Source organism: Superficieibacter sp. (genome assembly GCF_032071645.1).
GTDB lineage: Bacteria > Pseudomonadota > Gammaproteobacteria > Enterobacterales > Enterobacteriaceae > Superficieibacter.
The window spans coordinates 57,291-72,076 of record NZ_DAMAPU010000007.1 but is presented as its reverse complement, the minus strand read 5'-3'; the positions used below and the strand labels follow the sequence as shown (position 1 = coordinate 72,076).

12 protein-coding genes are annotated in these 14,786 nt (G+C 54.5%); all 12 read right to left on the bottom strand.

What is annotated here, in order from left to right; translation table 11 throughout:
• Window positions 1-185: 185 nt before the first annotated feature.
• Window positions 186-473, bottom strand: coding sequence for a hypothetical protein (locus RT197_RS14440; protein ID WP_312951744.1), 288 nt, complete (start codon window positions 471-473; stop codon window positions 186-188).
• A gap of 104 nt (window positions 474-577) precedes the next feature.
• Entirely contained in the window at window positions 578-1,441 is an 864-nt protein-coding gene (locus RT197_RS14435; RefSeq protein WP_312951743.1) for a DsbA family protein, read from the bottom strand.
• Window positions 1,442-1,474: 33 nt separating this feature from the next.
• Window positions 1,475-2,173: a fimbria/pilus periplasmic chaperone gene (locus RT197_RS14430; RefSeq protein ID WP_312951742.1), complete on the bottom strand. Its 699-nt coding sequence runs from the start codon at window positions 2,171-2,173 to the stop codon at window positions 1,475-1,477.
• Window positions 2,166-2,675: a fimbrial protein gene (locus tag RT197_RS14425; RefSeq protein ID WP_312951741.1), complete on the bottom strand. Its 510-nt coding sequence runs from the start codon at window positions 2,673-2,675 to the stop codon at window positions 2,166-2,168. The genes RT197_RS14430 and RT197_RS14425 overlap by 8 nt, the downstream gene beginning before the upstream one ends.
• A 9-nt stretch (window positions 2,676-2,684) precedes the next feature.
• Window positions 2,685-3,221, bottom strand: a complete 537-nt coding sequence (locus RT197_RS14420) for a fimbrial protein BcfE (protein WP_312951739.1) — start codon at window positions 3,219-3,221, stop codon at window positions 2,685-2,687.
• Entirely contained in the window at window positions 3,222-4,223 is a 1,002-nt protein-coding gene (locus tag RT197_RS14415) for a fimbrial protein (RefSeq protein WP_312951737.1), read from the bottom strand.
• The gene (locus RT197_RS14410; RefSeq protein ID WP_409529699.1) at window positions 4,223-6,844 is read right to left on the bottom strand and encodes a fimbrial biogenesis usher protein; all 2,622 of its coding nucleotides are present in this window, start codon (window positions 6,842-6,844) and stop codon (window positions 4,223-4,225) included. Before RT197_RS14410 ends, RT197_RS14415 begins: the two co-directional genes overlap by 1 nt.
• Window positions 6,845-6,848: 4 nt before the next feature.
• Window positions 6,849-7,565: a fimbria/pilus periplasmic chaperone gene (locus tag RT197_RS14405; RefSeq protein ID WP_409529698.1), complete on the bottom strand. Its 717-nt coding sequence runs from the start codon at window positions 7,563-7,565 to the stop codon at window positions 6,849-6,851.
• A gap of 95 nt (window positions 7,566-7,660) precedes the next feature.
• A complete protein-coding gene (locus RT197_RS14400) occupies window positions 7,661-8,197 on the bottom strand; it encodes a fimbrial protein BcfA (RefSeq protein WP_312951734.1) in 537 nt (178 codons plus the stop codon).
• Between the two features lie 427 nt (window positions 8,198-8,624).
• Window positions 8,625-9,320, bottom strand: coding sequence for a helix-turn-helix domain-containing protein (locus RT197_RS14395; RefSeq protein ID WP_312951732.1), 696 nt, complete (start codon window positions 9,318-9,320; stop codon window positions 8,625-8,627).
• A 201-nt stretch (window positions 9,321-9,521) separates the two neighbouring features.
• Window positions 9,522-12,536, bottom strand: a complete 3,015-nt coding sequence (locus tag RT197_RS14390) for a chitinase (RefSeq protein ID WP_312951730.1) — start codon at window positions 12,534-12,536, stop codon at window positions 9,522-9,524.
• 91 nt (window positions 12,537-12,627) lie between these two features.
• Entirely contained in the window at window positions 12,628-14,727 is a 2,100-nt protein-coding gene (locus tag RT197_RS14385; RefSeq protein WP_312951728.1) for a glycosyl hydrolase family 18 protein, read from the bottom strand.
• Window positions 14,728-14,786 lie beyond the last annotated feature (59 nt).

Below are 14,786 nucleotides of genomic sequence, written 5' to 3'. Positions count from 1 at the left end.
TTCCTTTTAATTTAAATGTTGTTGCAGTGCATTCTGCCGGGCAAATATTCCCTTTCCCGCCGTTAAATGACTAATCACAAAATAACAAAAACGATTAAAAAGAAATGCGATGAAATGATGAGAGGGACATTGAGAGAGAAAAGATATGCGGGCAACGCTGTTCAGGCTGCCCGTAAAGTTAATCATTAGTCATAAATGATACGCAGGAGCGTAATTTGTTTGTCATCATCCAGCCAGACCTGCTCGACCGTTGCGCTCGGTGAGGAAATAGTGGTATTTAAATTTTCTATAATGATATGACGTTCAATCGTATTACGTTTCTGGCACAGGACCATCGGCAAATTAGATTCATGCCAGCAGCCGGATTCTATTACCGAGCCTCTGAAATCAAGCTGACCCGCTGCGCAGAGTAAACCGGATGGCAGCCAAAGAGGGAAAAAAAGAATAACCGGGGTAAATGGCTTTATATTCATAATGCATGACACTCCTTTGTGCGTGGCGCGGTAAAAACCATTTCTCATGGAGAATCCATAATAAAGCAAAAAATACAGGGAAGCCCGCAGGCATCCCTGACAAATTAGCCTTTTGCTTTCTGGATGGCCATCAACAGCATATCCTGCGAGGTGCTGCCCGGAATGACGGAGATCTGTTTGACATCAGGATTCATGGTCTGCGGCATGACCACAAAGGCTGGCGTACCGGTAAAGCCCATATGCTGCGCCAGCCCGCGGTTGATCAGCAGCGCGTCGTGTACCGGACCGTTGTCATGCTGCTCTTTCACGGCGGCAATTTGCTGGGCGGTTAAATACGGCTGGGCGAGAGTAATGATATCCTGGTCGGCCAGTTCGCCCTCGACTTTCCCGGTCGCGTACATCGCGTTATGCCACGCCACGTATGCCTGCCCTCCTTTATTCAGCCAGATTTGCTCGCCGACGCGCGCCGCCAGACCCGACGCAGGCCAGCGGGAGGCAAAAATTGGGAACTCTTTAAACACAAAGCGTGTGTCCGGGTTCGCTTTCATCACCTGCTCAATGACCGGTGCCATTTTGCTACACCACGCGCACTGGTAATCAAAGAACATCACCACCGCCGCTTTGGCATTTTTCGGACCAACGGAAGGGCTGTTTTCCGACAACAGATCGGACTGATACTGAAGCGCAAGCTGTACGTAAGCCTGCTGCTGGGCGATTTGCTGACGCTGATGCAGGCTTTCGCTGGCGGCGATCAGAAATTCCGGGTGGTTCGCCAGATACGTGCCCATGATCTCGCCCATTTTATCCGGGTGGGCGGTGAAGTAACTTTCAGCGAGCTGACCAATTTGTGCCTGCTGCGCGGGCGTAAATGCCGGACTGGCTTCCGCGTGAACGGCTGGCGCAACGAACGCCCCCGCCAGCAGCATCAATCCGGCAAGGCGGCGAATTTTGAATAATTTATCAGACATAACAGACTTCCCATTTCGTGGAGTTAAATACGGTTACTGAACCTGCGAGGTTAACGGCGGCATCACCCGCCCGTAATCATTCAGTGTCTGCCAGCGGATCGGGCAGGCGGCGGTGTGCTGACAGCCGTTGAAGGTGCGCGTGGATCGGGGGGCAACGACGCCTGCGTTATCGATCGGCCTGCCGTTAATCTCGCTCATAAAAAGCGTGACGTAAAAAGGCGTCGGGTTTTCGACCTTCACGCCATCGGCGGTGCGCGACCAGCGCAGCTGGCTATAGGCCTGGGCGGGATCGCCTGCCAGTCCTTTTGGTCGGTAAATCAGTTTGAGAGCGGAGCGGACCCCCATCTGCACGCTGTTTGGCCCGACGGTTCCGGCCGGGATCGTCGCCACGCTGAGGGTAAACAGGCTCTCCCGATCTTCCGGTAGCGGCACCCCGGTGCGGATCAGGCGCACCTTATTCGCCTGGTTTGCAGGCAGCTTAAACAGCGGCGGCGTGACGATAAAAGGCGCGGCGGACAGGTCAGGCACCTCTGCCCCCGGCCAGCGTTCGGCAGAGAGCACTTTACTGTTGATAAGCCAGGCGCTGTCCGAGTCATTTTGCAGCGACACGTCCAGCGACGAGCGACCCTCGCCATAAATAAAGCGCGTGCCGCCGATCACCACGCCCGCATGAGTCGAGGCGCAGAAGAACATGAGCAGCGCCAGCAGGATACAAAGAAGGAATTTACGCATAGGTTAAAATAAACGTTGCCGAGGCGTTGGCGGTGCCCGCCGCTACCGCGCCGCCGTCCGCCACGTAGCGGGCGTAAAAGTTGAGATGCGCGGATTGCTGGCCGCCGATCAACGGCAGAAGCTGGCTGTCATCGCCGATCGGGATCGGACTTTTATCGGCGTTATAGAGCGCCACGCCGACGCCCGACGCGTTCCCTGCCCCGGCGCTGAGTGCCAGCAAACCCGGGTAGGCGCTGTCCGCTGCGCCGTTGAAACTCACGGTCACGCCGTTGACGGTGCTGCCACATTTTTCGATATTGATCGTAAATTTTTCATACGCTGCCCCCGCGCCCGGCTGGTAAAACTGGCGATTAGAGACGTTGCCCATCTCAACGGTGATGTTCTCTGAGTCCTGCGACAGCGTGCAGGTATTGTCGGTGATGGTGCCGGTAATATTGACCCGGCCATCATACGCCTGCACGCTGGCCGTCAACGTCAGCAGCAGCGCCCAAAAATAGTTCATAACCGTTCCTTACTGGTATTCCAGATCAAAATACATCACCGCCGTCGCGTTACCGGATGTGACCTGTGGCTGGGTGGATTTATAGCGGATATAAAATGAGAGCGTGTTGCGCCCGGCCTTCAGCGGATAGACAGCCGAATCACTGTTATTAATGACGATCGGATCCTGATCATCGTTGAGCAGTTCCACACCCACGCCGGTGGCCATTATCGTCATGGTGCCCATTCCGGTGTCCGTCAGCGCCAGCAGCGCGGGGTTATCGCTGTCCGCCTCGCCGCTAAACCAGATTTTCGTGCCGCTGATGCTGCGCGAGCAGCCGATCAGGTTAATGTTAAACGGCTTAAATTTGGTCGTCGTGCCGACGGAGGCGAACTGATCGACCGGAAACTGTCCGAGGTCAATACTCTGATTGATGCTCGACAGATCGACACTACAGCTCTGCGCCACAATGGTGCCGGTAAACTCAAGGTTATAATCTGGGTCATCGGCGTGGGCCGCCAGGCTGGCGATCAGAATGCCGCCAGCCAGCCATGCTTTTATGTTCATTTAGTCAAAGTCCACCCGTAAGCTGGCTAGCGAGGTAAACGTCCCCTCTGCGGGCGTATTACCGGTGGTGCTGACGGGGTAAGCCTGGAACTGAAGATCCGCGATGCCCGCCGCGTTGGTGGTAAACGGCACCTTGCTGGAACTGTCGTTCGGCGTCAGGGCGCGGCCCTGGCTGTCCGCAACCACCACGCCGACGTCCGCGTTATCCGAGGCGATTGCCTGGCTGAAATTACTGTCCGGCGTCGCCATTACGCGCATACTTAAACTGACCCGATCGTCGCCACCGCTGCATTTCACCGGTACGTTAAAGGTGCGGGTGCGCACGCCTTTCGGCTTCTGCCCCGCGCGAATAAATCCGCCGCTGTTCAGCGTGCCGAAATCGACGAGGATCGTTTGCCCGGCATTGATTTCACAGCTTTGCGGCACGGTAACGCTGCCGCTGTAAACGATGTTATAAACCACGTAATTAAGTGGATCGGTGTTTCTGGTCGTGACGTAGACGCTAAACATCGTTTTCAGAGGAATAGTAATCTCGCCAATAAAGGGCTTGACGATTTTAATCTGAAAAACCAGGTTCGAATCGCGAATATAAAAAGGCAAACCCTGATCCACATTTTCGTCATACCCCATCAGGACATAATTCCGTGGCGGATAAATCGTCCCCGCTACGGAGTCCTGAATTTCCATCGCGCCTTCGAGGTACTCATCATCTAATTTAAGGTATTGCCATGACCCACTGGTTTCTACCACTGGCAAAGAGGTGACGTAGGAGCGATAGGTCCGGCCGTACCGCGACATTCCCTCCGGGCAAACGGCCTGTACATCCACCTCCTGGCTTCTCGCCATTTGTACCGTCTCACCAGGCTGGTCTTGTGCCACGGTTAACGCCGCAGAGAGATCGTAATCAATCGTTGAGGCCGTACCGTTAACATTCTGACAAACGTCCGCCAGACAGCTTTGTGCCAGAAATAATCCAACCAAAAATATAAAACGCACCCTCATTACTGACATTCCACTTTTTGCCGCACCAGCGGTTGCTGAGTTTTTGGCAGTTGATAATGAACCAGACACTGCTGATCGGACTGACTGCCCCATTGCGCTTTCAGTGTTCCCCGGGCGCTTAATCCTGACAGATAGACTTCGCCATCGTCGCCGACAATGGTTTCTCCGCTGATATCGTCCCGGCTGACCGTTGCGCCGAACGGCACCGGTTTGCCGAGGTGGATCAGGGAGAATAACGCGCGCTCCCCGACGTGAGCGTTGAAGGAGGCTTTCACCAGCGCACCTGCGGTAGGCACCACGGTGGTCACTGCATCATCGATATCCACATCGTCGGCCATTGAGTCAACGTTCAGCGCCACGCGGTTCTGCCGGTAGGTCGTGGCATACGGCACGATGGCATAGCCGCGCGCGTCGGTGTGAATGCCCGGTTCGCCTTCAACCCGGACACCCTTCGCGCCAGGCACCGCGATCAGCACGTTGGTATCGCCAAGCGGCTGACTGAACGTCACACCCTGCGAATGAGCAACTACCCCTCCGCTCACGCCGTAGTTCAGGCGGTGATAGTTGCCGTTGTCGCTGTTGTTATAACCGACGTCAACATTGCCATACGCCCCGTCATATTCCATGTCGGCCGACCCGCTCGCCCCCACGCCGTGATTCTGATAACCCTGCTGCACGCTGTAGTTAAGGTTGTTATCGTCCAGCAGCGTGCCGCTAATACCCGCGTTCTGGGTGACGTTATGGTGTTTGTCGGTGCTGGCGCTGTAGGTGGCATAAACATTGTGATGATGCTGGGTGACATCCCCACCCGGCTGTAGCCACTGGCCGAGCGGCAGGGCCAGGCTTAGCGAGAAAAGCTGGTCGCCCTCTTTTTCGCTCGGCGCTCTGGTGTAGCTGTAGGTCAGGCTCCAGTTCACCCGGCATAGCGTTCCGCTATAGCCAACCTGGAGTAATGAATTGGTGCGATCGGTATGCCAGTAGCTCTGCTTGCTGCCGGTAAAAAAGACCGATCCGCCCTGGCCCAGCGGCTGGGAAAGGTTGACCTGGATCTTGCCGCGTTTGGTGTAGTAGAGGCTGTAGTAATCCTGCCATTCTGGCTTATTGTCGTCGTCGTCCGAGTCGGTATAGCCCTGCATATGTCGCCAGGTGGTTTCATCAAGGGTGTAAAAACCGGAGGTTGAGTAGCGGTAGCCCGTCAACTGGACGTGGGTGCCGATCTCTTCAAGGGATTTGGCATACAGGAAACGTACCGACTGCCCCTGATGCGTACTGCCGTCCGCAAGGGTGCTGTGCGCCTGGGTGACGTCAACGGAAACCGCGCCGATCTCGCCCATGTTCATGCCGCCGCCCAGCGCCGCCGCGCGGTAATGATCGGAAAGCTGGCTGCCGCCGTAGAAGGTAAAGCCGTGCGGCAGACCCCACAGCAGCGTCGCCTGGCCGAATTTCACGTCCTCTTTCTGGCTGCTGTCTCCGCGATATTCTGCGGCGGTCGCCGAATATTTCACCCGTCCTTCACGCTGCAAAACCGGGACGGCGGCGTAAGGCACCACGTAGCTGTGCAGCGAGCCATCTGACTCTTTCACTTCTACCGTTAAATCGCCGCTGGAAGAGGTGGGATAGAGATCTTTAATGGTAAACGCGCCCGGCGGTACATAGCTCTGATAGATGGTGTAGCCGTTTTGTTTGATGGTGACCTGAGCGTTGCTTTTGGCGATGCCGCGCACGTTGGGCGCAAATCCTTTCATGCTGTCCGGCAGCATATTGTCATCGGAGGCGATCTGCACGCCGCGAAATGGCACGCTGTCGAAAACTTCGGCGGTCGTATAGCTGTCCCCGGCGGTCAGTTCCCCTTTCAGCGCTATGATATCGCGCTCCGCGTAGGTGCTGATATGCTGCCAGTCGTTTTCGCTCTGCTCACCGCCGCTGGTGTAATTCCAGGTAGAGTAATCGCGCAGTCGCCACGGTCCCAGATTCAGGCCGCTGTTTAAGCCGAAGAAGTTGTCGTTGCTGGTGCCGCCGCCTTCGCCGTCGTGGCTGCTGGCACCGGTAAAGTTGTAGTTGAGGGTCAGCGCATTAATGCCCTCATCCCACTGTTCCGGGGGAATGTATCCCCTGGCATTGGCGTTCATCGCCGCCTGGGGAATACTGATGTCAAGCCGCTGCTGTTCAAAATCAAAACGGGCGCTGGCGGCCGGGATCGCGGCGCTGATATCAATACAGCTACCCGCAGGCGCATGGGCCAGCGCCGGAAATGCCCTGAGGTTAACGCCCATCTGCACCAGCATGTCAGAGGTCAGGCAGGCGCTCAGCCCGGTATTATCGCGCTGTTCCGCGACGGACGCCGACAGCACCGGTTTTGCCGTTTTGAATTCGATATCCTGGCTGGCGAGAAAATTTCTGTTCAGATAGACGTCAACCCGGTAAGTACCGGGTGCTTGTCCACTGCCCTCAAAATGCGAAAGATCGGCAACCGCTGCCGGATCGTCCGATAGAAAAGCCGGGTTAAAGTAGTTATCCGCCTGGCCGGTCCCTGGCGTCAGCGCACCTGCTACCGCCAGTGCCAGCGGCGTTAGCCAGCACCTTGCAGCAGGTTTTGCGCTTTTCAGCATGTTGCGTTTCATTCCATCAATCGCCAGTACAGGTCTGCGAAGGCGTATTGGCCCCGAAATCGTTGACCGTTTCAAATTTGATCTCGCCGCCAGCAGGCGCGTTCAGGATCAGCGTACCTTTCGGCGCAACCATGGTGTTTGCCAGCCGGGTTTTACCGACGAACAGTTCAACCAGCGACACATAATAAGGTGATGGATTGACGATCGTGACTTTGCCCGCCGCCTGATGACAGCGTAAAGACGCAGGCGCTTCCAGAGAGGTGGTCGGCAGATTTTTCGGACGAACAAACAGCTTGATCACGCTCTGGGTGGCAATCTGTAAAACATTGCCCTGAAGTTTGCGTTTATCCACCGACGGAATCGCTTTGCTGTTGATATAAAACACGCTTTCGCGATCGGTGGGCAGGCCCGGACCCACATACATAATACGTAAAACGTTTTCTTTCTTCGGCTGGATCACAAACAGCGGCGGCGTCATAACAAAATCCGCTGATTTGCTGCCGTCCGCATTGGCGATCCACGACTGGATCAGAAACAGATTGCTGTCAGAAGAGTTGGTCACCGGCAGAGAAACCTGTTTATCGCCCTGCGGATAAATCACGCGCGTTGCGCCGAGCGCCACACCGCCCGCGCAGGCACTAAACGGGGTTCCCAGCATAATCAGGCCTGCCATCAGCGCAGGCGCGAACGCTTTCACCCGCCGTAAAAGCCGTTTAATGATGTTGTATTGCATATTAATTATTCTTTATTTTTCGGCTTGCTCTGCTTTTTGCGCCGCAAAAAGCACGCCGCCTTCCTCACCGTGAGGAAGGCGGAAGGAGCATCCGCTTAGGAGTAAACCATGCTAAAGGTTGCGGTTGCTGCCACAGTACCGGAAGTCGCTTCGCCGGTCGCGATGTAGTCAACGCTCAGCGGGATCGTGTTGCCGCCGTCAATAAGCGTCACGGTTGAAGAGGACTCACCCACGTTCAGTACCTGCCCGTCCGGGCCATACAGTTGCAGCGCTACGTTGCTTGCCGCACCCGCACCGGCAGTGTTGACCAGCGCACCAATCTGAGTCGGATCTTGCTGACCGTTGAAAATAACGGCAGCGTTCTGGCTTACGGTGATGTCGCAGTCTTCCAGTTTGATGTTGAAGTCTTCTTTCTGGTTCGCCGTCATGCCAGCGGTCGTTAATTTGCTGGAACGTACCTGGCCTAAGGTCACAGTCTGATCGATGGAATCTGCCGTTACGGAGCAGGCAGCATCAACAACCTGGCCCACGAAATTCACGGTGCCGCCAGTAACGGTTGACGCTTCTGCGGCCATTGCTGTTCCACCCGTGGAGATAGCGGTCATCGCCATCGCTAATAAGTACTTTTTCATATAACCTCTTTTAATTTTAAATACGGTAAAAGTGACCCTCTGATAAAATATAAGAGCGCTGGCCCCACCCGCCTGCCCGGTATATTCCCTATACGATATGCATAAGCAGAGATAAACTCCCTGTAAAGAGCTTTGGTCGTTATTTATTTAAACAATAAGTTTGCAGCTTTAATCGGTAAAACAGATTGAGTTTCCGATTCGAATTTTATTATTACCAACAGCGTGTTCAGTAGCAATATTATTATCGTCCCTTTAAAGGACTTCGCGTAACTTGTTGATTCAAAAAAGACTATTAAAGTCTGATAAGAACAGGCCAATTTACGGGTTGACCATGAAATAAGATTATGCTAATGAAAAAAATATCCACAGGCGTAGTGCAAAGAAATCCGGCCTTTTTCAGCCCGTAAAAAGGCCGGATTCAATAAGATTAATAGGCCACCGGCAGCTTTTTCAGATCGGTAAGCTTTCCGGCATCGATATCGATATAGCCGCCCTTTTTGAGCTCAGACAGCAGCTTCATGATCCGGCTTTTGGATAAGCCGGTACGCTGCTGAATAAAGTTCAGAATATTAATCCGTTTACGATACGCTTCAGGATAAGCCCAGACCTCAATAAGCTGCGCTTTGACTTTGATATAGGAATCAACGCCCACCAGCTCCTGCTCGCGCGCGCTCATTATCATCAGGCGATGCAGCAGAATGCGGGCAACGTCGTGCCAGAGTTCAAAGCGGTCGGCCAGTTCAAGAAAATCAGCCAGCAGGATGGAATAGCCTTTGCAGTCGGTTTCGGCAATCACATAGTGCTCCGGCCACGCAGAAACGTTGAAGGTTCTGGCATAACTGTCGAGCATCCCCAACATTGAGGGGGCAAACATGGAACCAAGATGCAACTGGCTTTCCTTATGGCAACAGGAACAAATACCTTCCAGCAGCAGCACAATTTTAGACTCTTCTTTTCTTGCGCCCAACTGATAAACCTCACCCGCCGCTAATGAAATGGGCACGCTGTAGGGGATCAGGGCCGAAAATATCTTATCAAAAGATGCGTACGGTTTTCCCTGACGCGCAAAGATGAAAGAGTGTAATGAATCATCATTATTATTCTCAATGTTCTCTAAATTCATTATCTATTCTTATTTAACAAATTAAGGGGAGCTTAATGTACGAATTACGAAAGTCAAAATCAATTAATTATAACTAACACAGGCTTATAGAATTTCTATATTAACTTAACCAGGATAATTCTTAACATCAAGAGTTAAAATACTTCACATAGCATGAAAAATATAATGACCCGAAAAACCGGGTCATTATTTACTCAGGCATTAAACAAAGCGACGTGGCGCTGCATAATATTCACGCATTTTATCCGCCAGCCAGCCGCCGTCTTCGCCATTAGAATGAATGGTGGTAATGCTGACGGTAGAGCCGCCGCCCCACAAAATGGAAAAGACATTGTATTCCGGCAGATTCAGCGCCTGCATTTGCCCCCAGTCGTAGCCTTTATCTTTGCGCAGGAACTCGCCCACGGTGGCCGCGCCATAGGTTGACTTGTTAAGCGCCGTATTCTGCAACAGAGAGGTGATCGCATCGACATTGCTGCCAATACGTTTATCTCCCATGAAGAACGTTCCGCCTGAAGCAAAATGCATTTCGCTGATTTTCGAGGTGCCCTCCTCCACTGTTGGCATATGCCCGCCGGGGATCTGCCAGAGCATGGCCGGTTTGTTCAGGCCTTTTGCCGCCTGTTTGACCATGCCGAGGTAGTTCATCCAGCAGGTGGCGTTCCAGCCGTAGTGGGCCAGCGCGTCCGGGCTGAAACAGTCGCGCTCGAATTTATCAAACGCAATGAAATCAGGCGTGTAGCTGCCGCTGTAAACGCCCAACTCATTAATAAAGTCGGCAATCTGTTTACCCTGGGCCGCAGGATCGGCATTGTCGCGCAGCACCCAGTCCGCCGTACCGGTGGACCAGACGTTGGTCTGCCAGCCGAAAGCGGCGTCCGGCGCAAATTGATGGACGATATAGTTTATCGCCTGGATATAACCGTAGAGATCGTCGCTGAATACCGGCAGCGTCGGGATGCTGTAACCCAGCAGCGGCGCGAGCGCCTTCACCGCGACCGCAAGCTGGGCGTTAACCTGCACGCTGTTTTTCTGCCGTACCGCCGTGTAGCCGTAAGGCTCCTGCTGGATGGCCCCGAGGAAATCCGGGTTCATCACGAACGTCGCCGGTACCGGATGCGTCTCATCTTTGTAAGACTGCGCGGCGCGGCACTGGGTAATAAAGTTACCGAAGTGGTTACGCAGCTTTTGCGTATCCTGCAAATCGCTTAACGCGCTGCCGCCGCTGGCGTTCGCGGTATAAACCACCATCACCGGCATGATCGGGCGACCCGCTTCTTTTTCGATCTGACGCACCAGCGGCACGGTTTTATGGATTGGCAGCAGGTCGTAATCGAGGAAACCGTCGCTGTTGAGATCCATTTCGCGGGCCGGGATCGGATCGCCGCCGCCGTCGAAACCATCATATTTAAACAGCGCGCTGAACGGCACGTCGCGGTAAAGATTGGCGGTATCCGCCGCGTTGACCGTGACGCCACCGTGGGCGACAAAATCCGGCCAGCCGCGAACCTGCAAAATAATCCCTTTTTCGAACGAAAGAGTGATCACGTTAATGCTTTGCATTAAGCGCAGGACGCTGGTGGTTTCACAGTGCCACAGCACGCCGTCACAATGCACATCCGCGACCTCAACGCTGTATTGCCCCGGCGCAACGCGCAGCGGGAACGCCTGCTGCTGGCTGTGACTTTCCAGCGTGACTAAATATTGATACTCCCCTTTTCCGGCTCCGCTACGCAGGCGATAGCGCTGGGCGCCGGCCCCTTTTGGTAATCCCAGCACGTTAGCCTTCACCTCAACAAAACCGGCGGTATTCGCGCTTTTTTGCTGATAGCCAACGCTGATGGCGGTGACGTGACCAGCCTGGGGGATCGCCACACCAGGCTGCGCAGGTGAGCTAATGGTCTGATTATTGATGCAGGTGGAAAGCAGACGAATTTCGTAGCGCTGACCGGCATTCAGACGGTTAAGCAGCGTAACCTCGCCGACGTTCAGCGCGACGGTGCGGGCGACGGTGTTATCACTGCCCCACAGTTCTGCACTGACCACGCCGCCTTCGCAGCCCGCGATATCCAGCTTCAGGCTCAGAGACGCGAACAGCACTACCGGCTGATACGCGATTTGTACCCGCTGGCTATCCTGCCCGGACGCGAGCGTGACGGTCAGCGTTTCTTTTACCGGGGCGATCTGCATATCATCATTTTGCAGCGTCGGCACAGAGATCTGGTGCTGACCCGCCGCGAGGTCGGTCACGACCAGCGTTTTTCCCCATTCGCCGGTGTAGTGCTTCACCGTACCGTCAGGGAGAGTGATATCGACGCCCGGCCGCAGATCCGTTTTCACCGCTTGCGCAGGCATAACCAGTTCAATTTTACCCTGCCGTCCCGGATCGCGGGCCAGCTGGGCGATAAGATCGTCAAAGACAATGGGCGTCTGGGTGGCAGAAAGATAAAAATCCAGTTCAGCGGTTTTGCCCGCGCCCAGCATCATCGAGCTGTCGTTGTTAATAATGATGCTATTTTTTTCGATCGGCCAGCCGCCGTCGCTGCCCAGTTTCACCGGCTGATTACCCAGCAGGCTGCCGCTGAACGGGCTGTAAGGATCGGGATGGGCACTGGCTTTGAAGGTGATTTGCAGCTTATTCAGATCAACAGAACGGGAATAGCCGTTTTTCAGGGTCAGGCGAACGCGCTGATACCAGCTAAAGGTGTTGATATCGCTGACTGACAGGGTGATCCCCTCTCCGCTCACGGGCTGCGGGGCGGGTTCTTGTGCTTCATCCGCAGGCTCTTCCGGTGTCGGGAGCGGTTGTTCTTCTTTATCTTCCGGCGCAGGGGCGGGCTTAATCTCTTCTTCTTTCTCATCCGCGACCAGCGCGATGCTCAGGTCAGAGAACGTCAGCGGGCAGCGCGTTGCCGCAAGGCTGAAGGAAAACGTCCCGCTTTTTCCTGGCTCCAGCAGCAGCGGTGCACGGTTATTAATGATCATTTCGTTGATGTCCAGCGCGCCCTTCGCGTGGGTGCTCAGCTTCACAGGAATGTTACCCTTCAGCGTGCCACCAAAATTGCCCCACGGATCGGGATGCCCCGTCGCCGTGAAACTGATTTTCGCGTGATTCATATCCACGGCGCGGGAGCCGTTATTGGTGAAGGTGAGCGTGACTTTTTGATACCAGCTCTGGCTATTGATCGCGCTGGTCTTGATTGAAATGGTCGACATCATAAATCCTCTATCCTTAGTGGAACAAAGCCCCGGTAAACCGGGGCTTTCCATTTACCTGTATCCTTTATACAAGGTGGTATTTGATTGATTAGTACGCGCCGAGGTCAGTCCAGGATTTGCCTGCACCGCAGTTCAGATCCGGCTGCTCGCCCTGGCACCACCAGTTCACCTGGTAGTTGTGGCCTTTCCAGCTAACAATCTCAAACGTACCCCAATTGGCACCGTAAACTTTGTTCTCATCCCACAGTGCGTAAGGCGCAGGTTTCGGCTCTGGCTGCGGTTCCGGCTGTGGTTCTGGCTGCGGCTCTGGCTGCGGCTCTGGCTGCGGCTCCGGCTGTGGTTCTGGCTGCGGCTCTGGCTGCACATCAGACATGGCAGGAACAGCGGTCAGCGTGAAGCGCTGCTGCGTTGACGGCTCACCCCAGCTATCACGAACAAACAGAGTGAACTGGAATTGCGTTTCAACCGTCACTTCCGGCACCTCGAACTCGATCACGGCTTTGGTCTTATCAGCAACGGTAATCGCTGCCGGTACGCCCCAGCTGAAGCTCAGCTCGTCTTTGTCTTCGTCAGAAGAGTTCGCGCCGGAAAGCTGTACGCGGGATCCGGCAACAACGCGCAGATCGATAGCCGCTTTCGGTGCATGGTTCACTTTTTCGCCTTCTTCTTCTTTTTCTTCTTTCTCATCAACGTTGATGCCTTCGAAGTAGAACGGCTCCATGTCGATAACTTCTTTGCTCAGTTCATAGCCCAGACCTTCACGCGCCGCGTTAACCAGCACGCCGTTGTCCTGATCGACAGTCCAGGTAAACACACCGCCCAGACCCAGTTTCGCTGCGTATTCGCCTTTTGCTTTCACGGTACGCGGGGTGTCCAGGGACATGAACAGTTTGGATTCCGGGTTGTACAGGTAGTCAGCGTCTGCTTTCTGGTCGGTGTAAACGTTGAAGCCGTTACGGCCTTTCTGGTTTTCCAGATCCAGGTAGTTGTAAATCACGTCGTACCATTCGTTGGTGCCGGATTCAAACGTACCGGTGGTGAAGCCTTCGCCCGCATTGTAGGAACCTTCCAGCGGAGAGAAGCTGGAGATTTCAGCGTTGCGACCGTTACGGGTGTAGCCTGCATAACCGATGTTGATACGCTCAGCCGGGAAACCGTCTGCCAGCAGGTGATCAACGATAGTTTCAACTGCCCAGCCGCCAGCGGTCAGCGCTTTCAGGTTGGTGTGGTGAGTCAGGGTTTCAGCCCACGGCGTACCGAAGAAGTCGTAGGTCATCACGTTGATGTAATCCATACCGGATTTCATCAGTTCTTTAACGCCAGCGAACTCAATGTTGGCAACCACAGCGGAGGCTGCGATGGAGATTTTCACGTCTTTGCGGTTAGCCGCGTCCAGCTGCTTACGCACTTCCGCGATCAGCAGAGCAAAGTTCGCGCCGTCTTCGGCACCGTAAGGGTTGCCCGCCGCTTCAACGTTCGGGTATTCCCAGTCCAGGTCCACGCCGCTGAACATCGGGAACTGTTTGAACAGTTTCACCACGCCTTTCGCGAAGGTTTTACGGGAAGCGTCAGAGGCCGCCGTTTCGTGGAAACCGTTACTCATGGTCCAGCCGCCGATGCTCATGGACAGCTCAAGGTTGTGGCCCATGCTTTTCGCTTTGGCCTGCAGATCGCGCATACCGCCGAGGAAGCCTTTGGTATTTGCCTGAGTGACGGTCTTCGGATCAACGTCCCAGCCGCTCTCAGTGTGACCCACGTTTTCGTAAGACTGGAAATCGCCCCACGGATCGAGGAAAGTCGGCTCGTATTTCACTTTGCCGCACAGTTCAGCCGCTTCTGCGACGACGTCACGCGCCATGCCGTCCACTTTATGGAAGCCAACGATGCCCACGAAGCCGACAACGATTTTGTCGTAGGCAGTCGGAGAGACGTTCATCAGATCGTAACCGCGACCACGGTTAGCAGGAACATCGTCGCCCTGCAGGCGAGAATCGTACTGGGACCAGTCAGTGAAGTAGCCAAACACTTTCGGTTTAGAAGCATCAGCTTTGTACTGGTTGTAGACCGGCTTAGCAACGCGGGCAGAAGTGTAGCTAAATTTGCTGTCTTCTGTTGCCGGGTTAAAACCGTCAGCAGCGTTGCTGGTTTCGGTCAGGGTATCGCCCTTAATAAGTTTGCTCTGAGCCATGATTAATTTCCTTTTAATTTAAATGTTGTCGCAGTTCGTTCTGCGGTAGCCATAATCCA

Coding starts and splice junctions, on each gene's coding strand:
- RT197_RS14440 (WP_312951744.1), bottom strand. CDS start 473: ATGAATATAAAGCCATTTACCCCGGTTATTCTTTTTTTCCCTCTTTGG.
- RT197_RS14435 (WP_312951743.1), bottom strand. CDS start 1,441: ATGTCTGATAAATTATTCAAAATTCGCCGCCTTGCCGGATTGATGCTG.
- RT197_RS14430 (WP_312951742.1), bottom strand. CDS start 2,173: ATGCGTAAATTCCTTCTTTGTATCCTGCTGGCGCTGCTCATGTTCTTC.
- RT197_RS14425 (WP_312951741.1), bottom strand. CDS start 2,675: ATGAACTATTTTTGGGCGCTGCTGCTGACGTTGACGGCCAGCGTGCAG.
- RT197_RS14420 (WP_312951739.1), bottom strand. CDS start 3,221: ATGAACATAAAAGCATGGCTGGCTGGCGGCATTCTGATCGCCAGCCTG.
- RT197_RS14415 (WP_312951737.1), bottom strand. CDS start 4,223: ATGAGGGTGCGTTTTATATTTTTGGTTGGATTATTTCTGGCACAAAGC.
- RT197_RS14410 (WP_409529699.1), bottom strand. CDS start 6,844: ATGAAACGCAACATGCTGAAAAGCGCAAAACCTGCTGCAAGGTGCTGG.
- RT197_RS14405 (WP_409529698.1), bottom strand. CDS start 7,565: ATGCAATACAACATCATTAAACGGCTTTTACGGCGGGTGAAAGCGTTC.
- RT197_RS14400 (WP_312951734.1), bottom strand. CDS start 8,197: ATGAAAAAGTACTTATTAGCGATGGCGATGACCGCTATCTCCACGGGT.
- RT197_RS14395 (WP_312951732.1), bottom strand. CDS start 9,320: ATGAATTTAGAGAACATTGAGAATAATAATGATGATTCATTACACTCT.
- RT197_RS14390 (WP_312951730.1), bottom strand. CDS start 12,536: ATGTCGACCATTTCAATCAAGACCAGCGCGATCAATAGCCAGAGCTGG.
- RT197_RS14385 (WP_312951728.1), bottom strand. CDS start 14,727: ATGGCTCAGAGCAAACTTATTAAGGGCGATACCCTGACCGAAACCAGC.